18 protein-coding genes are annotated in these 17,065 nt (G+C 61.0%); 8 read left to right on the top strand and 10 right to left on the bottom strand.

Annotated elements, in window-relative coordinates; genetic code table 11:
• Positions 1–9 precede the first annotated feature (9 nt).
• Positions 10–579 carry an elongation factor P gene (locus tag AC1RT4_RS24870; protein ID WP_007955690.1) on the top strand — a complete coding sequence of 190 codons (570 nt, stop codon included), beginning with the start codon at positions 10–12 and terminating at the stop codon, positions 577–579.
• Positions 580–644: 65 nt separating this feature from the next.
• Here the strand turns inward: AC1RT4_RS24870 and AC1RT4_RS24865 are convergent, their stop codons facing one another.
• From AC1RT4_RS24865 to AC1RT4_RS24850, 4 genes are all read right to left on the bottom strand, one after another.
• The gene (locus AC1RT4_RS24865; RefSeq protein ID WP_493088630.1) at positions 645–1,658 is read right to left on the bottom strand and encodes an alpha/beta hydrolase; all 1,014 of its coding nucleotides are present in this window, start codon (positions 1,656–1,658) and stop codon (positions 645–647) included.
• 33 nt (positions 1,659–1,691) lie between these two features.
• Positions 1,692–2,111 carry an organic hydroperoxide resistance protein gene (locus AC1RT4_RS24860; RefSeq protein ID WP_034155242.1) on the bottom strand — a complete coding sequence of 140 codons (420 nt, stop codon included), beginning with the start codon at positions 2,109–2,111 and terminating at the stop codon, positions 1,692–1,694.
• A gap of 275 nt (positions 2,112–2,386) precedes the next feature.
• Positions 2,387–2,848, bottom strand: a complete 462-nt coding sequence (locus tag AC1RT4_RS24855) for a MarR family winged helix-turn-helix transcriptional regulator (RefSeq protein WP_493088628.1) — start codon at positions 2,846–2,848, stop codon at positions 2,387–2,389.
• An 83-nt stretch (positions 2,849–2,931) separates the two neighbouring features.
• Positions 2,932–3,888: a LysR family transcriptional regulator gene (locus AC1RT4_RS24850; protein ID WP_011335300.1), complete on the bottom strand. Its 957-nt coding sequence runs from the start codon at positions 3,886–3,888 to the stop codon at positions 2,932–2,934.
• 112 nt (positions 3,889–4,000) lie between these two features.
• Between AC1RT4_RS24850 and AC1RT4_RS24845 the strand changes: the two genes are divergently transcribed.
• The gene (locus AC1RT4_RS24845; protein WP_085744971.1) at positions 4,001–4,750 is read left to right on the top strand and encodes a sulfite exporter TauE/SafE family protein; all 750 of its coding nucleotides are present in this window, start codon (positions 4,001–4,003) and stop codon (positions 4,748–4,750) included.
• On the opposite strand, the gene AC1RT4_RS24840 is transcribed toward AC1RT4_RS24845, so the two are convergent.
• Positions 4,740–5,594 carry a LysR substrate-binding domain-containing protein gene (locus AC1RT4_RS24840; RefSeq protein ID WP_007955701.1) on the bottom strand — a complete coding sequence of 285 codons (855 nt, stop codon included), beginning with the start codon at positions 5,592–5,594 and terminating at the stop codon, positions 4,740–4,742. The genes AC1RT4_RS24845 and AC1RT4_RS24840 overlap by 11 nt on opposite strands.
• A gap of 97 nt (positions 5,595–5,691) precedes the next feature.
• Between AC1RT4_RS24840 and AC1RT4_RS24835 the strand changes: the two genes are divergently transcribed.
• Positions 5,692–5,907: a DUF1127 domain-containing protein gene (locus tag AC1RT4_RS24835; RefSeq protein WP_007955702.1), complete on the top strand. Its 216-nt coding sequence runs from the start codon at positions 5,692–5,694 to the stop codon at positions 5,905–5,907.
• Positions 5,908–5,971: 64 nt separating this feature from the next.
• The gene (locus tag AC1RT4_RS24830) at positions 5,972–7,192 is read left to right on the top strand and encodes a winged helix-turn-helix domain-containing protein (RefSeq protein ID WP_493088627.1); all 1,221 of its coding nucleotides are present in this window, start codon (positions 5,972–5,974) and stop codon (positions 7,190–7,192) included.
• Positions 7,193–7,209: 17 nt separating this feature from the next.
• Here the strand turns inward: AC1RT4_RS24830 and AC1RT4_RS24825 are convergent, their stop codons facing one another.
• Positions 7,210–8,556: a class II 3-deoxy-7-phosphoheptulonate synthase gene (locus AC1RT4_RS24825; protein ID WP_493088625.1), complete on the bottom strand. Its 1,347-nt coding sequence runs from the start codon at positions 8,554–8,556 to the stop codon at positions 7,210–7,212.
• Positions 8,557–8,706: 150 nt separating this feature from the next.
• Here AC1RT4_RS24825 and AC1RT4_RS24820 point away from each other — a divergent pair, with 150 nt between their 5' ends.
• The gene (locus AC1RT4_RS24820; RefSeq protein ID WP_007955705.1) at positions 8,707–9,462 is read left to right on the top strand and encodes a spermidine synthase; all 756 of its coding nucleotides are present in this window, start codon (positions 8,707–8,709) and stop codon (positions 9,460–9,462) included.
• Positions 9,463–9,465: 3 nt separating this feature from the next.
• On the opposite strand, the gene AC1RT4_RS24815 is transcribed toward AC1RT4_RS24820, so the two are convergent.
• Positions 9,466–10,257: a crotonase/enoyl-CoA hydratase family protein gene (locus AC1RT4_RS24815; RefSeq protein ID WP_007955706.1), complete on the bottom strand. Its 792-nt coding sequence runs from the start codon at positions 10,255–10,257 to the stop codon at positions 9,466–9,468.
• A gap of 422 nt (positions 10,258–10,679) precedes the next feature.
• Between AC1RT4_RS24815 and AC1RT4_RS24810 the strand changes: the two genes are divergently transcribed.
• Entirely contained in the window at positions 10,680–12,353 is a 1,674-nt protein-coding gene (locus tag AC1RT4_RS24810; protein ID WP_007955707.1) for a DEAD/DEAH box helicase, read from the top strand.
• A 76-nt stretch (positions 12,354–12,429) separates the two neighbouring features.
• Here the strand turns inward: AC1RT4_RS24810 and AC1RT4_RS24805 are convergent, their stop codons facing one another.
• On the bottom strand, positions 12,430–13,197 hold the full coding sequence (locus AC1RT4_RS24805) for a DODA-type extradiol aromatic ring-opening family dioxygenase (RefSeq protein WP_493088622.1): 768 nt from the start codon (positions 13,195–13,197) through the stop codon (positions 12,430–12,432).
• 102 nt (positions 13,198–13,299) lie between these two features.
• On the opposite strand from AC1RT4_RS24805, the gene AC1RT4_RS24800 reads away from it, so the two are divergent.
• Positions 13,300–13,953, top strand: coding sequence for a thiopurine S-methyltransferase (locus AC1RT4_RS24800; protein WP_493088620.1), 654 nt, complete (start codon positions 13,300–13,302; stop codon positions 13,951–13,953).
• A gap of 59 nt (positions 13,954–14,012) precedes the next feature.
• Here the strand turns inward: AC1RT4_RS24800 and htpX are convergent, their stop codons facing one another.
• Positions 14,013–14,900, bottom strand: coding sequence for a protease HtpX (gene htpX, locus AC1RT4_RS24795; RefSeq protein WP_007955710.1), 888 nt, complete (start codon positions 14,898–14,900; stop codon positions 14,013–14,015).
• A 303-nt stretch (positions 14,901–15,203) separates the two neighbouring features.
• Complete coding sequence (locus AC1RT4_RS24790) at positions 15,204–16,415, bottom strand: pyridoxal phosphate-dependent aminotransferase (RefSeq protein WP_007955711.1); 1,212 nt, start codon at positions 16,413–16,415, stop codon at positions 15,204–15,206.
• A gap of 225 nt (positions 16,416–16,640) precedes the next feature.
• On the opposite strand from AC1RT4_RS24790, the gene msrB reads away from it, so the two are divergent.
• On the top strand, positions 16,641–17,036 hold the full coding sequence (msrB, locus tag AC1RT4_RS24785; RefSeq protein ID WP_011335291.1) for a peptide-methionine (R)-S-oxide reductase MsrB: 396 nt from the start codon (positions 16,641–16,643) through the stop codon (positions 17,034–17,036).
• Positions 17,037–17,065 lie beyond the last annotated feature (29 nt).

Genomic DNA, 17,065 nt, shown 5'->3' with positions numbered 1-17,065 from the left:
ATATTCGCAATGAAAACTGGTAAAGAACTCAAACCCGGTACCGTGATCCGTATCGACAACGATCCTTGGCTGGTTCAGAAAGCTGAATTCACCAAATCGGGCCGTAACAGCGCGATCATGAAGACCAAGCTGAAGAACCTGCTGACCGGTTACAAGACCGAAACCGTTTACGGTGCGGACGACAAGCTGGACGACGTGATCCTGGATCGCAAAGAAGCGACCCTGTCCTTCATCAGCGGTGACTCCTACACGTTCATGGACACCACCGACTACACCATGTACGAGCTGAACGCCGAAGACATCGAAAGCGTTCTGCCATTCGTGGAAGAAGGCATGACCGACGTTTGCGAAGCCGTATTCTTCGAAGGCCGTCTGGTTTCCGTAGAGCTGCCGACCACCATCGTGCGTCAGGTTGACTACACCGAAGGTTCTGCTCGCGGCGACACTTCCGGCAAGGTGATGAAGCCTGCCAAACTGAAGAACGGTACCGAGCTGTCGGTTGCTGACTTCATCGAAATCGGCGACATGATCGAGATCGATACCCGCGAAGGCGGTTCCTACAAAGGCCGTGCCAAATAAGCACTGCTTTTTGCGGAAAGAAAAAGCCCGACCATTGAGTCGGGCTTTTTTGTGCCTGTTGAAAATTACTTCTTCAGGTGCTGCTTCAGTTCTTCCGAGGCCTGCAGCATCGCCGAGCGCACTGCCGGCACCTGGCTGACCACGTTGAGCAAACCGTAGTCGTGGATCATGCCGTTGTAGCGCACCGAGGTCACCGACACCCCGGCTTCGTCGAGTTTGCGGGCGTAGGCTTCACCTTCGTCACGCAGCACGTCGGCCCCGGCGGTCTGCACCAGTGCAGGCGGCAGACCTTTCAACTGCGCGGTCGTGGCCCGCAGCGGCGAGGCGTAGATCTCGTTCCGCTGGTTGGCGTCGGTGGTGTAGTTGTCCCAGAACCACTTCATCATGTTGCGGGTGAGGAAGTGCCCCTCGGCGTACTGGTCATACGAACCGGTGTCGAAACTGGCATCGGTCACCGGCCACAGCAGCACCTGGAATTTGATCGCCGGGGTGCCTTTGTCTTTGGCCATCAAGGCGACGACCGCCGCCATGTTGCCGCCAACGCTGTTGCCCGCCACCGCCAGACGCTTGCCGTCGACGTTGATCTCTTTGCCGTGTTCGGCCACCCATTTGGTCGCGGCGTAAGCCTGGTTGATCGCCACCGGGTAATGCGCTTCCGGCGAAGGGGTGTAGTTGACGAACACCGCCGCCGCACCCGAGCCGACCACCAGATCCCGCACCAGACGTTCGTGGGTCGGGAAATCCCCCAGCACCCAGCCGCCGCCGTGGAAGAACATGAACACCGGCAGCTCGCCCTTGACCCCGGCCGGCCGGACGATGGTCAGGCTCAACGGTTGGCCATCGACCTGGATGGTCTTCTCGCTGACGTCTGCCTTGGGCAGCGTCAGTTTGACCCCGGACTGTGCGCCCGTCAGCACGGCGCGGGCATCCTTGGGCGTCATCTGTTCCATCGGTTTGCCGGTGCCGGCATTCAGCACATCGAGAAACGCCTGGGTGTTGTGTTCAACCTCCCCGGCAAATGCGCTGTGGATGGACAGGGCGAGAAGGGTACCGGTCAAGACTTTGCTGAAAGTGTTCATGTTCATTTCCTGTACGGGCCTGAGTGTCAGTGATTACACGGTGACGTGCAGACGCACATCGACGTTGCCGCGAGTGGCGTTGGAGTACGGGCAGACCTGGTGGGCAGCGTCGACCAGGCTTTGTGCGTCAGCCTGTTCCAGGCCCGGCAGGCTGATGTGCAGGTCGATGTCCAGACCGAAACCGCCAGGAATCTGGCCGATGCCGACGTGAGCGGTGATCGAAGCGTCGTCCGGGATTTTGCGTTTGGTCTGGCTGGCAACGAATTTCAGGGCGCCGATGAAGCAGGCCGAGTAGCCGGCGGCAAACAGTTGCTCAGGGTTGGTAGCCGCGCCGCCGGCACCGCCGAGTTCTTTCGGAGTAGCCAGTTTGACGTCGAGGATGTTGTCGCTGGAGATCGCACGACCGTCACGGCCGCCGGTGGAGGTTGCGATTGCGGTGTAGAGAGTTTGCATGGTGTGAGCCTCATTAAGTGTGGTTTATTGCGCTAATTGTTTGCGCGCTAACTAGGTGCGAAGTAAATGTACTTCGCTAATATTTAGCGCGCAATATAAATTTTTGAAGAACGCGCGAATCGGCACCTGGATCGGGCAGGCTCGTGATCTCAAGCTTTTGATATAGAAGGTTTTTTTAATGTAAAACGAGAGGAAAAATTTTTTCGGGGATCAGCGGGGAAGGTGCGATTCGCCTGCAGGCGCAAGGCTGCGCCCACAGGGAAGGGGGGGGAATCTTAAGCGAGGCTGTCCTGCAAATGACCACGCAAGGCCTGCAATTCAGCTTGCAGGTTTTGCAGGCGCTCCAGCGTGAAGCCACTGGCACCGAGGATGCATTGCGGAACGGTTCGGGCCTTGTCTTTCAAGGCGCGGCCCTCTGCGGTCAATTCGACGATCACCACACGCTCATCCTCACGGCTGCGGGTTCGGCTGAGCAAGCCTTCACCTTCCAGACGTTTGAGCAGCGGGGTCAGCGAACCCGGATCCGTCAGCAGACGCGTGCTGATTTCTCCGACGGTCAAACCATCCTTCTCCCACAGCACCATCATCGCCAGGTATTGCGGATACGTCAGGCCAAGCGCTTGCAGCAGCGGCTTGTAGACCTTGGTCATCATCAGCGAAGTGGAGTGCAGGGCGAAGCAGGCCTGATTGTCGAGCAGCAGGTCTTCGCAGTGGTCGGTGGAGCGGTCGGTGGTCATGTCGGTGCCTTGAACGGTGATGCAGATGAATCTAGCGCTCGAATCTTTAATGCGCCAGACAATTGTGCCCGGTGGCGAATCGGTCAATGCCGGCCCAGTTCTCGTTGCAGGGCCAGATCCCATGGCGGCACGGGGCTGAAGCGGGTCTTGAGGTATTCCAGCAGCAGGCGGCTGCGTGAACTGGCCTGTTGCTCCAGTCGCAAAGCATAGATGCCGGTGCTCTCCGGTTTTGGCAGGCCGTTTTCACAGAACAGCGGCAACAACTCGCCACGCAACAGGTATTCGCTGGCCAGCCAGGTCGGCAGGTGCGCGATCCCGAGTCCCGCCAGCGCACCGCAAACCAGCGCCTCAGCGTTGTTGGCGCTCATGCGCACCCGCGCCGGACGATGCAATTGCATCTGCCCGTCCTGTTCGAAGCGCCAGGCGAAGGGCGGGGCGAGGCCGTCCCAATCCAGACCGTCATGTTCACTCAATTGCGCTGGCTCGCTCGGCACGCCCCGGCGCTTGAGATAATCGGGGCTGGCGCAGGCTATCCGCACCATGCTCGCCAGCGGTGTCGCCACCAGCCGGGTATCGGCCATCTGCCCGGCCCGCAACACCAGATCGACCTTGCCCAGGTTCGAACCGTCCATGTCGACGAAGCTGTCGATCAGATGCAGCTGCACGTCCAGCCCCGGATACAGCACCAGAAAGTCGGCAATCACCGGCGCCAGATGCCGACGCCCGAATGCCGCCGGCGCATCCACCCGAATCAGACCCTCCGGCGCGCTGCTCAGGGACACCGCTTCAGCCCGGGCCAGTTGCAACTCCGCCACGATCCGTCGCGCTCGTTCGGCAAACGCCAGGCCCGCCGGTGTTGCGCGTACCGCATGCGTGCTGCGGATAAACAATTGGCTGCCGACAGCACTTTCCAGACTGTCGATACGCCGGGCAACGGCGGAGGGCGTCAGCGGATGCCGGCGTGAAGCCGCAGAGAAACTGCCGCTTTCCAGCACATCGAGAAACAACCCGAGTTGTTCGGTCAATTGATTGGGATTCATGAGTTGGCTCAGTGCCTATGCGGATTTGGCATAGCCATTGTGCGTTGCTGTGCGTTTCCGTGCCAGCGTTGACTGCGTAGGATGAGTCGCCTGACGTATGAGGAATTCTGCTGTGATCGAGTTTTTGCTGTACCTGTTGTTTGGCGCCGCCCTTGGTACTTTGGGCGGGATCTTCGGCATCGGTGGTGGCTTGATCGCCATTCCGCTGCTGGGCGTGTGGTTCGGGCTCGATCAGCAGATCGCCCAAGGCACGGCGCTGGTGATGGTGGTGCCGAATGTGATGCTGGCGCTGTGGCGTTATCACCAGCGCAACCGCATCGAACTCCGCCATGCGTTGCCGCTGGCGGTGATGGGATTCTGTTTCGCGTGGATCGGCTCGATCTGGGCCGTGGGTATCGACGCGCAAACCATGCGCATCGGGTTTGTCGCGTTCCTCGTGGCGTTGTCGGCCTACAACCTGGTGCGCATGTTCGGCGCGCGTCCGGCGGCGACCTCCGAGATGCGTTATTCATGGCCGTGGCTGGGCGTGCTCGGCGCGGCGTCGGGCACCATGGGCGGTTTGTTCGGTGTCGGCGGGGCGGTGGTGGCGACGCCGGTGCTGACCAGTCTGTTCGGCACCACTCAGGTGGTCGCTCAGGGTCTTTCGCTGGCATTGGCGTTGCCGAGCACTGGCGTCACGCTGGTGACGTACGCGGTGCACCACGAAGTGGACTGGATGATCGGCCTGCCGCTGGCCATCGGTGGTCTGGCCAGCATCAGCTGGGGCGTGAAAGTGGCCCACGCGATGCCGGAAAAACTTCTGCGTGGGCTGTTCTGCGGGTTCCTGGTGCTGTGCGCGGTGATGCTCGCCTTTAAAGTTTAAAGCCTTCGACGATGTGTTCGGCCAGGCATTCGGTGATCGGCGAGGGATTGTTCAGGTTGCGGATCAACATGATGCTGGCCTCGGGCAACAGCGGCAGATCTTCGGCGGCGCCGAGAATCCGCAGATCCGGTGTGATCAGGCTTTCCAGTTGTGCGGTGATCGCCAGACCCGCGCTTACCACCGCCATCAACGCCGACAGGCTGGTGCTGTTGTAGGCAATCCGGTATTCGCGGCCCATCGCATCCAGCGCGTTGCAGGCCCACAGGCGACAGAAACAATCACTGTTAAACATCGCCAGCGGCAACGGCGTTTGTTCGTGGGCGCTGAAATTCTGCGCCTCGGCCCAGACGAAACGCTCCTTGCGCAGCAACTGGCCAATCTCGTTGCCCGGCTCGCGGGTGACGATCGACAGATCCAGGTCCGTGCGCTGCAGCAATTGTTTGGTCGACTCGCAATGCACTTCGATCTGAATCAGCGGATAAAACTGGGCGAAGCGCGACAGGATCCCCGGCAGAAACCGCATCACGTAATCGTCCGGCGTGCCGATCCGCACTGTGCCGACCATGTGCGGCTCGCGCAGGGTGTTGAACACTTCGCTGTGCAATTTCAGGATGCGCCGTGCGTAGCCAAGCAACACCTGGCCCTCGGCGGTGAGGCGCACCTGACGTCCGTCGCGCTCGAACAACTGGCGCTGCAACACGTCCTCTTCCAGACGCTTCATCTGCATGCTCACCGCCGATTGGGTGCGGTTGACCATTTCGCCAGCGCGGGTGAAACCGCCCTGATCGGCAATCGCGACAAAGGTACGCAGGACATCGGTATCGATACTGGGGTACGCCGACAATTGATGAATCTCCGTGATGCATGCCATCAGAAACATTCGTTGGATTGATCGTAGCGCCGGCGCGAGACTTGAGCCATCCCTAAAGGAGGGCAACACGATGAAAGGTCAAAAACTGTATGTGAGCGATGAAAGAGTGCCGGTCCATCTGATTTCCGATCTGCTGCACAAGTTTAGCCGCTGGTACGAACTTCACCGTGAACGCGAGTTGCTTGCCAGTCTGAGCGACGAAGCGTTGAAGGACATCGGGGTCAGCCGTGCCGATGTCGAACATGAGTCGGTGCGACCGTTCTGGGACGATCCGATGCATAAATGATGAGGCCATCGCTACACAAACCCCTTTGTAGTGAGGTAGGTTGCGAGCAGACATGGAGGTACACATGCCCGCGACATTGTCCTTTTCCCTTAAACAGGCTCGACGTCTGGCACTGGCTGCCCAAGGGTTTCACGGGCGCCAGCCGCCGGCTGTCAAGGCGATGCACCTCAACCGGCTGATCGAACGTCTCGGCCTGTTGCAGATCGACTCCGTCAACGCCGTGGTGCGCTCGCACTACCTGCCGCTGTTCTCCCGTCTCGGTTCCTATTCTGCTGACTTGCTCGACCAGGCTGCCTGGAGTTCGGGGCGACGTCGTTCGCTGTTCGAATACTGGGGCCATGAAGCGTCGTTGCTGCCGCTGTCGATGTACCCGCTGATGGGCTGGCGCATGCAGCGGGCCAGGCGCGGTGAAGACATTTATCAGCAACTGGCGCGGTTCGGCCGCGAGCAACAGGACACCATTCGCCGGGTGCTGGCGTCGGTCGAAGAGCAGGGCGCACTGGGCGCCGGCAGCCTGTCGACCCGCGAGGAAAAGGCCGGGCCGTGGTGGGACTGGAGCGCGGAAAAGCACGCACTGGAATGGCTGTTCGCCGCTGGCGAAGTCACCGTGGCCGGACGCCGTGGTTTCGAGCGTTTGTATGACTTGCCCGAGCGGGTGATTCCGGCTTCCGTGCTGCAACAGCCATTGCCCGACGAGGCCGAGGCGCAGCGCGGTTTGCTGCTGCATGCAGCGCAGGCACTGGGTGTCGGCACGGAAAAAGACCTGCGTGATTACTTCCGCCTGAATCCTTCCGATGCCCGCCCGCGTCTGGCCGAACTGGTGGAAGACGGGCAACTGCTGACCTGCGAAGTCGCCGGTTGGCGCCAGATCGCTTACTGCCTGCCCGAACCGAAAGTCCCGCGTAAAGTCGAGGCCAGTGCATTGCTGTCGCCGTTCGACTCACTGATCTGGGAACGCAGCCGGACCGAGCGTCTGTTCGACTTCCGCTATCGGCTGGAGATCTACACGCCGCAGGATAAACGCGTTTACGGCTATTACGTGCTGCCGTTCCTGCACAATGAACGGATTGCCGCGCGAGTCGACCTGCGCGCCGAACGAGCGGCGGGGCGCCTGGCCGTGCATGCGGTGCACGAGGAAGAAACCGGACTGGATGACGCGGGGATGCTGGCGCTGGCGCTGAATTTGCGGCGCATGGCGGACTGGTTGGGGCTTGAGCAGGTGCAGCTCAATTGCCAGCGGGAAAGTGCAGGGAGGTTGCGGATGGCGCTGGCTCAAATTGACTGAGCCAGCGCCCTCGCGATTTAGCGTTTGACCTGTTTCAGTGTTTCAGCGATCAAAAACGCCAGTTCCAGCGACTGATCGGCATTCATCCGTGGGTCGCAGTGGGTGTGATAGCGATCCGACAAGCCATCTTCAGTGATCGGCCGCGCGCCACCGATGCATTCGGTGACGTTCTGCCCGGTCATTTCGATGTGGATGCCGCCGGCGTAACTGCCTTCTGCCTCGTGAACCTGGAAGAACTGTTTCACCTCACCAAGGATCTGCGCGAAGTCGCGGGTCTTGTAGCCGCTGCTGGCCTTGATGGTGTTGCCGTGCATCGGGTCGGAGCTCCACAGCACCTGCTTGCCTTCGCGCTGTACCGCACGAATCAGTGCCGGCAGGTGATCGCCGACCTTGTTCGCACCCATTCGCGCAATCAGGTTGAGGCGGCCCGGATCGTTGTCCGGGTTGAGCACGTCTATCAGGCGGATCAGGTCGTCGGGGTTCATGCTCGGGCCGACTTTCACCCCGATCGGGTTGTTTACCCCGCGCAGGAACTCGACGTGGGCGCCGCCGAGCTGACGGGTGCGGTCGCCGATCCACAGCATGTGCGCCGAGCAATCGTAGTAATCGTTGGTCAGGCTGTCGCGGCGTACGAAGGCTTCTTCGTAGTTCAGCAGCAGCGCTTCGTGGGCGGTGAAGAAACTGGTCTCGCGCAGTTGCGGCGAGCTGTCCATGCCGCAGGCACGCATGAAGGCCAGGGTTTCATCGATGCGGTCGGCGAGGTGGCTGTACTTCTCCGCCAGCGCCGAGTTGGCGATGAAATCGAGGTTCCACTTGTGCACCTGATGCAGGTCGGCAAAACCGCCCTGGGCGAAGGCGCGCAGCAGGTTGAGGGTGGCGGTGGACTGGTGATACGACTGCAGCAGACGCTCCGGATCCGGTACGCGGCTGGCCGAGTCGAAACCGATGCCGTTGACGATGTCGCCCCGGTAGGCCGGCAGGGTCACGCCGTCGATGGTCTCGTCGTTGGCCGAACGCGGCTTGGCGAACTGGCCGGCCATGCGCCCGACTTTGACTACCGGGCAACCGGCGGCGAAGGTCATGACGATCGCCATTTGCAGCAACACTTTAAAGGTGTCGCGGATCTTCGCGGCAGAGAACTCGGCGAAGCTTTCCGCGCAGTCGCCGCCCTGCAGCAGGAATGCCCGGCCCTGGGTGACTTCGGCAAACTGACGGCGCAGCTCCCGCGCTTCACCGGCAAACACCAGCGGCGGATAGCTGGCCAGTGTCTGCTCGACCTGGCGCAGGTGCGCGGCGTCGGGGTATTGGGGTTGTTGCTGGATCGGCAGGGCGCGCCAGCTGTCAGGGCTCCAGGGTTGGCTCATCACGGTCTCTAAGGTTCTACGCACGGACGGCCATGTTAGCAGCAATTAGTGCGTGACCTGCTCCCGCCGCTTCGCCGACAATCGCCGCTTTGCCACGGCACCACAGCGGTGCCATCGCGTCACCGCGCCCGGTGACCACCAGGAGACGAAATGACTGAGGAGCGCGTCGAGCTGTTGCTCGCCGAGGTACAGGATGAGTTCGGCGTGATTCGCGTGCTGGAAGTGGCCGACTACCGCTTTCTGGAGTTCGGCGATGCGATCGAGCAAAGCTGCGTGTTTACCGCCGACCCGAGCTGGCTGGAGTACGACTACACCCGGGCGATGCTGATCGGCGCGTTGTGCCATGAGCAACCAGAGAGCGCGCTGTTCCTCGGGTTGGGCGCTGGGACGCTGACCCAGGCCTGCCTCAAGTTCCTGCCGCTGGAAGATGTCGAAGCCATCGAGCTGCGCCCCGACGTACCGCGTCTGGCCATCGAATACCTCGGGCTGGATGACGATCCACGGCTGTACATCCGCGTCGGCGATGCCCTCGAACTGCTGCCGACCGCCGAGCCGGCGGATCTGATCTTCGTCGACCTGTACACCGATGTCGGCCCCGGCGCCGGGCACCTTGCGTGGAATTTCCTCGGTGACTGTCAAAAACGTCTGAATCCCGGTGGCTGGCTGGTGATCAACCAATGGGCCACCGATGACGGCAAGCCCTTGGGCGCGGCGTTGCTGCGTGGCCTCTATCACCGGCATTACTGGGAACTGCCGGTGAAGGAGGGCAACGTGATTCTGATCGTGCCGGCAGATCTTGATCAGGTGCTGGACATGCAGGCGCTGACCGCCCGGGCTGAAGCGCTGGCGCCGAAGCTGGGTTACTCGTTGCAGACGTTGATCAACTGCATCCGTCCGGCGACCTGATCTTCAAAGACCTTTGAAAACACCGGGTCTGCGCTCCACCAGCGAGCGCACACCTTCCTTGGCATCTTCAGTAGCCAGCAACTTCTTCACCAGCGGCGGCAAGCTTTTAGCCGCCGCAGTCTCGCCTTCATAGCGCGCCTGGCGCGCCGACATCAGCGTCGCCTGCACGCCAAGTGGCGCCTGTCGGGCAATCCGTTCGGCCAGTTCGATGGCGCGCGGCAGCAGATCCTCACTGGCCATGACTTCCTGTACCAGACCCAGGCGCAAGGCGTCATGGGCATCGAACTCGTCACCGGTCAGCAGCCAGCGCATCGCGTTGCCCCAACCGGCGATCTGATGAAAGCGCAATGTCGCACCGCCGAACGGAAAGATCCCGCGCTGCACTTCCATCTGGGCGAAGCGGGTGTTGCTGGCGCACAGGTTGATGTCGGCAGCGAGCATCAATTCGATACCGATGGTCAGGCAATAACCCTGCGCCGCGACGATCACCGGTTTGCTGACCCGAGGCCCGACGAACACGCCCCAGGGATCGCAGCCGCCGGGCGGTACCTGCCAGCCCTGGGCGAGGGCGGAACTGGCATTCACCAGATCGAGCCCGGCGGTGAAATGCTCGCCATGCCCGAATACCACTGCCACCCGTGCGTCACTGTCGGCCTCGAATTCGCCGTAGGCCAGGGCCAGGTCGTTGAGCAGGTCGAGGTCGAAGGCATTGCGCTTGGCGGCGCGGTCCAGGCCGATCAAATGCACGTGGCCGTGACGCGCACGGCTCACGCGGCCGGGGCAGGGCTGATTCATGGGTGTTTCCTCGCAGGGGAAGAAAGGGTGCAGCGACCAGATGCCGCACGTCGGTGAATCGTTTAAGCGCCATCGCCCGCAGGGCCGGGGTCTTTGAAAAATAGACCTTTGCCCGATTATCCGCAAAACCCCGTTACACAGCGGTGACAACTGTATTTCGCCGATAAAAAAAGCTCCCTTTTTGGGCAAATTCCGGTATAGTGCGCGCCGGCCTTTAACCGGGCCGCGTTTAGGTAGCGCAATTCCCCGAAGTCAGCTTCGGCTGCACGTCCGCACTGCGGGCTCTTCCTTGACGATTCTTTTTCATTCATTCGTTTTCGCAAATCCCCGCCGACAAAGCTGCCAGGGCGACTCTTGAGTCTCAACACGGCATGTGCAGCTTTGGAGCATGGGTCTTTGCGGATGCACTTAGAGGCAGACCCATGACCCAGGAAATCGGCGGCTTCGCCGCTCTTGAACTTCATCCCAATATTGTCGCTGCAGTAGTCGCTACCGGCTATGAAGAGCCTTCGGCCATTCAGCAGCAGTCGATCCCGATCATCCTCGCCGGTCACGATATGATTGGTCAGGCGCAAACCGGTACCGGTAAAACCGCTGCCTTTGCCCTGCCTATCCTGCACCGCATTGATCCGTCCAAGCGCGAGCCGCAAGCTCTGATCCTGGCCCCAACTCGTGAGTTGGCGCTGCAAGTTGCAACCGCTTTCGAAACCTACGCCAAGCAAATGCCGGGCGTGACTGTTGTGGCTGTCTACGGCGGCGCGCCGATGGGCCCACAATTGAAAGCAATCCGTAATGGCGCACAGATCGTTGTCGCCACTCCGGGCCGTCTGTGCGACCACCTGCGTCGCGACGAAAAAGTACTGCAGACCGTGAACCACCTGGTTCTCGACGAAGCAGACGAAATGCTCAAACTGGGCTTCATGGACGACCTCGAAGTCATCTTCAAGGCCATGCCGGAAACCCGTCAGACCGTATTGTTCTCGGCGACCCTGCCGCAATCGATCCGTGCCATCGCCGAGCGTCACCTGCGCGATCCAAAGCACGTGAAGATCCAGAGCAAGACCCAGACCGTTACCGCGATCGAACAGGCTCACCTGTTGGTTCACGCTGACCAGAAGACTTCTGCCGTTCTCAGCTTGCTGGAAGTGGAAGATTTCGACGCTCTGATCATGTTCGTGCGCACCAAGCAAGCGACCCTGGATCTGGCCAGCGCCCTCGACGCCAAAGGCTACAAAGCCGCAGCGTTGAACGGCGACATCGCCCAGAACCAGCGTGAGCGCGTGATCGACTCGCTGAAAGATGGCCGTCTGGACATCGTTGTAGCGACCGACGTAGCCGCTCGTGGTCTGGACGTACCGCGCATCACCCACGTATTCAACGTGGACATGCCGTACGATCCGGAATCCTACGTGCACCGTATCGGCCGTACCGGCCGTGCCGGTCGCGAAGGCCGCGCGCTGCTGCTGGTGACACCACGTGAGCGCCGCATGCTGCAGGTAATCGAGCGTGTAACCGGTCAGAAAGTTGCCGAAGTGCGTCTGCCGGACGCCCAGGCCGTTCTCGATGCTCGCATAAAGAAACTGACCAACAGCCTGTCGCCGCTGGTGGCTGACGCCGAATCGACTCACGGTGATCTGCTGGATCGCCTGACCGCCGACATCGGTTGCACCCCGCGTGCCCTGGCTGCCGCTCTGCTGCGCAAGGCCACCAATGGTCAGGCGCTGAACCTGGCAGCGATCGAGAAGGAACGTCCACTGGTGCCGAACAGCGCGCCACGTGGCGACCGTCCTGAGCGTTCCGGTGATCGTCCGGACCGTGGTGACCGCGAGCGTCGTGCGCCAATGCCTTTGGGCGAAGGCCGTGCCCGTTGCCGTACCGCGCTGGGCGCGCGTGACGGTATCGCGGCGAAAAACCTGCTGGGCGCCATCCTCAACGAAGGTGGTCTGGCACGTGAAGCCATCGGTCGCATCCAGGTGCGTGACAGCTTCAGCCTCGTCGAGCTGCCGGAAGATGGTCTGGACAAACTCCTGACCAAACTGAAGGACACTCGCGTTGCCGGTAAGCAGCTGAAACTGCGTCGCTACCGCGAAGATTGATCCGCCCCTGGGCTGATTGATCGAACATAAAAATCCCCGACTGGTTCGGGGATTTTTTTTGCCTGCGATTGGGGCATCAGCCGAAACGGTAGATGTCCATGCCCAGTGCACCCATGGTGAAACCTTGATGCGCAATGCTGAAGTCGCCGCCAGCGCCGCGGGCGAAGTACAGCGGCAACAGGTGCTCGTCGCTTGGATGGCTGCGCACGGCGTTTGGTGCCTGCTGGCGATAATCGTGCAGGGCGGCTTCATCGTTGGCAGCGAGCTTGTCGACTATCCAGTCGCGGAAATCCCGGGCCCACGGCTCGACGCTTTCCGGGCCGGCGTGCCAGTCCAGTTCCCGCAGGTTGTGGGTGATGCTGCCAGAGCCGATCAGCAGAATGCCCTTTTCGCGCAGACTGGCCAGCGCCTGGCCGACGTGGTTCTGTAGGGCCGGGCCGCCACGGCTGGGCAGGGAAACCTGAACCACCGGGATATCGGCCTGCGGGTACATCAGCGACAGCGGCACCCAAACGCCGTGATCGAACGGTCGTTGCGGATCGAGACGCGCCGGCAGGTGGTTGGCGGTCAACAGGTCGGCAACCTCGCGGGCCAGTTGCGGATTTCCCGGTGCCGGGTACTGCACTTCAAACAGTGCACGGGGGAAACCGCCGAAATCGTGCCAGGTTTCCGGTTGCGCATGGCTGCTGACCAGCAGCTCATGGCTTTCCCAGTGGGCGGAAACGATGACAATGGCTTTCGGGCGCGGCAGTTCGGCCGCCAGCCGGGCCAGGGCCGGGCCACTGGCGCCGGGCTCCAGCGCCAGCATGGGCGAGCCGTGAGAGATAAACAGGCTGGGAAACATGGAAGGGTTCCTGAGCGTTAAGATGGTTCATCTTCAGTCAGTTCATTGATCTAATTCCAATATAAGTTTTAACGCCTTTTGATCGAATTCTTAGGAGGATGCATGCAGCCGGAGTTTTGGCACAAGAAGTGGGAATCGAACCAGATCGGCTTTCATCAGCCTGAGGTGAACCCGTATTTGCAGCGGTACTGGCCCGCTCTGGCAATCCCGGCGCAGGCGCGTGTGCTGGTGCCGTTGTGTGGAAAAAGCCTGGATCTGCTGTGGCTCGCCGGCCGTGGCCATCAGGTGCTTGGTGTCGAGCTATCGGAAAAGGCCGTGGAAGATTTCTTCCTCGAGCAGCAATTGCAGCCGCAGGTGAGCGAGCAGGGCGACTTCAAGGTTTATCGCGCTGGCGCGATCGAGTTGTGGTGCGGGGATTTTTTCTCGCTGACGGCGGCTGATGTGGCGGGTTGCACCGCGCTGTACGACCGGGCGGCAGTGATTGCCTTGCCACCGTCGATGCGCGAGCGTTATGCGGCGCACTTGCAGGGTCTTTTGCCGACATGCCGAGGGCTGTTGGTGACGCTGGATTACGATCAGTCGCAGATGCCAGGGCCGCCATTTTCCGTAGACGATGCCGAAGTGCAGCGTTTGCTGAGCAGTGACTGGCGTGTCGAGATGCTGGAGGAGCAGGATGTGCTCGGTGACAGCTGGAAGTTCGTGCAGGCCGGCGTAACTCGGCTGGAAGAGCGGGTGTACCGGATTTCCGGGGCGTAATCGACAGGCAAAAAAAGGCCCGCATCACTGCGGGCCTTTTCGTTGGTGCGCCGGTTTGATCAACCGCGACGACGCAGGGCGTCGATACGCTCTTCCAGCGGCGGGTGGCTCATGAACATGCGGGCGAACCCTTGTTTGATGCCACCGTTGATGCCGAAGGCGTTCAGGGTGTCAGGCATGTGCACCGGCAGGCCCTGTTCGGCGCGCAGGCGTTGCAAGGCGTTGATCATCGCGCCCGTGCCGGCCAGGCGGGCACCGGCATCGTCGGCACGGAACTCGCGTTTGCGCGAGAACCACATCACGATCGCGCTGGCCAGAATGCCCAGCACCAGTTCGGCGAAGATGGTCGCGATGTAGTAAGCCATGCCCTGGCCTTCTTCGTTCTTGAAGATCACCTTGTCGACGAAGTTGCCGATGATCCGTGCGAAGAACATCACGAAGGTGTTCACCACGCCCTGGATCAGCGCCAGGGTGACCATGTCGCCGTTGGCCACGTGACCGATCTCGTGGGCCAGCACGGCCCGCACTTCGTCTTCCTTGAAACGCTCGAGCAAGCCCTGGCTGACCGCGACCAGTGCGTCGTTCTTGTTCCAGCCGGTGGCGAAGGCGTTCGCCTCATAGGCCGGGAAAATCCCGACTTCGGGCATCTTGATCCCGGCTTCCCGAGACAGTTGCTCGACGGTTTGCAGCAGCCATTGTTCGTGGCGGGTGCGTGGCTGGGTGATGATCTGGGTGCTGGTGCTCATCTTCGCCATCCACTTGGAGATGAACAGCGAGAACAGGGAACCGGCGAAACCAAAGACTGCACAGAAGACCAGCAGCTGACTGAGGTTGAGATCAACCCCGTTGGCCGCCATGAACCCGTTGAAGCCGAAAAGGCTCAGGGTGATGCTGGCTATCAGCACGACCGCCAGGTTAGTGGCCAAAAACAGCAGGATGCGCATCATGGTTGTAGAAATCTCCTCAAGCTAAAGATGTAGCGTACTGCGGGGTATATAAGGTGCGGCACCTGGCGATTCAACCGAGTGACTATTTCAAACTGTGTCCTACACCGGATTCTCCGGGCATGGGAGATTTCCCACTGCCGAATCCGGTATGGATGACAGGCACGCGGCACCCGGTCTCATTGCGTCAGGCACGCATGATTCGTATGAGTCGAAAGTGTAGAAGGTGCTGGAGGAGGGGCGGAGCAGAAGTGTTGCTGAATCAGACAGTGCGCAACGTTCGGGCCGTTGCGCACTGAGCGCCGGTTACTGGCGATAAGACTTGAGGAAGTTGCCGATGCGACCGATGGCCATGTCCAGGTCATCGACCCGCGGCAGGGTGACCACGCGGAAGTGGTCAGGCCACGGCCAGTTGAACGCCGTACCTTGCACCACCAGCAGCTTCTCGGAGAGCAGCAGGTCGAGCACGAATTTCTCGTCGTTGTGGATCGGGCAGACTTTCGGGTCGATTTTCGGGAACGCGTACAGCGCGCCCATCGGTTTCACGCAGCTCACGCCGGGAATGTCGTTGAGCAGTTCCCAGGTACGGTTGCGCTGTTCCAGCAACCGGCCTTGCGGCAACACCAGATCGTTGATGCTCTGATAGCCACCCAGAGCGGTCTGGATCGCATGCTGGCTCGGCACGTTGGCGCACAGGCGCATGTTGGCCAGCATGTCGATGCCTTCGATGTAGCTGTGGGCGTTGTGTTTCGGCCCGGAAATGGCAATCCAGCCGGAGCGGAAGCCTGCCACGCGATACGACTTGGACAGACCGTTGAAGGTCAGGCACAGCAGATCCGGTGCCAGCGAAGCGGTGCAGATGTGCACGGCGTCGTCGTAGAGGATCTTGTCGTAGATTTCGTCGGAGAACACTACCAGGTTGTGCTGGCGGGCCAGCTCGAGCATGCCCAGCAGCACTTCCTTGGAATACACCGCGCCGGTCGGGTTGTTCGGGTTGATGATCACCATCGCCTTGGTGTTCGGGGTGATCTTGGCCTTGATGTCGGCCAGATCCGGGAACCAGTCCGCGCCCTCATCGCACAGGTAATGCACCGCGTTGCCGCCGGCCAGGCTCACGGCTGCGGTCCACAGCGGGTAGTCCGGCGCCGGCACCAGCACTTCGTCACCGTTGTTGAGCAGCGCCTGCAGCGACATCACGATCAGCTCGGATACGCCGTTGCCCAAGTAGATGTCTTCGATGCCGACACCTTCGACCTGCTTCTGCTGGTAGTACTGCATCACCGCCTTGCGCGCGCTGAACAGGCCTTTGGAGTCGCTGTAGCCTTGGGCGGTCGGCAGGTTGCGGATCACATCCTGAAGAATCTCGTCCGGCGCTTCGAAACCAAAAGGCGCCGGGTTGCCGATGTTCAGCTTGAGGATGCGATGGCCTTCCTCTTCCAGGCGTTTGGCGTGCTTGAGCACCGGGCCGCGAATGTCGTAGCAGACGTTGGCGAGCTTGTTCGATTTGCTGAACTGCATGGCGATGTGATCCCGAAAATGAACGATCCAGGCGGCGGGTGGACAACCGTGCTGGGAATCCTGCGTCTTCACACAGGCAAGTGTCTCGAGCGGCGGTTTCCAACAATCCGTTTGAATGCGCAGGAACCCGCTGCCAGACTGGCGTGTGACGAGGCGCAATCATACGTGCCGCCCGATCCGTGGAAAAGGTACAGATCGGGCTTTTTCAGCCGCTGAGGTGTGATGATGGAAAAGATTGAAAAGACCCTGGAAGAATGGCGGGCGATGCTCGACCCCGAGCAGTTCAACGTGTGCCGCCTGAGCGCCACCGAGCGGCCGTTCTCCGGCAAATACAACGCCACCAAGACCGATGGCGTTTACCACTGCATCTGCTGCAATGAGCCGCTGTTCGATTCCAAGACCAAATTCGACTCCGGCTGCGGCTGGCCGAGTTTCTACGCGCCGATCGGCGACAACGCCATGACCGAAATCCGTGATACCAGCCACGGCATGATCCGCACCGAAGTGAAATGCGCCAAGTGCGATGCGCACCTGGGCCACGTATTCCCTGACGGTCCGCCGCCGACCGGCCTGCGTTACTGCATCAACTCGGTGTGCCTGGACCTGGTGCCGCGCGAGTAACCGATACGGGCGATCTACGGGTCGCCTTT

It is taken from the genome of Pseudomonas sp. GW821-FHT11D10, from assembly GCF_058808435.1.
Note: the sequence above shows the minus strand (reverse complement) of the source record. Positions and strands in the feature narration are given on the sequence as shown.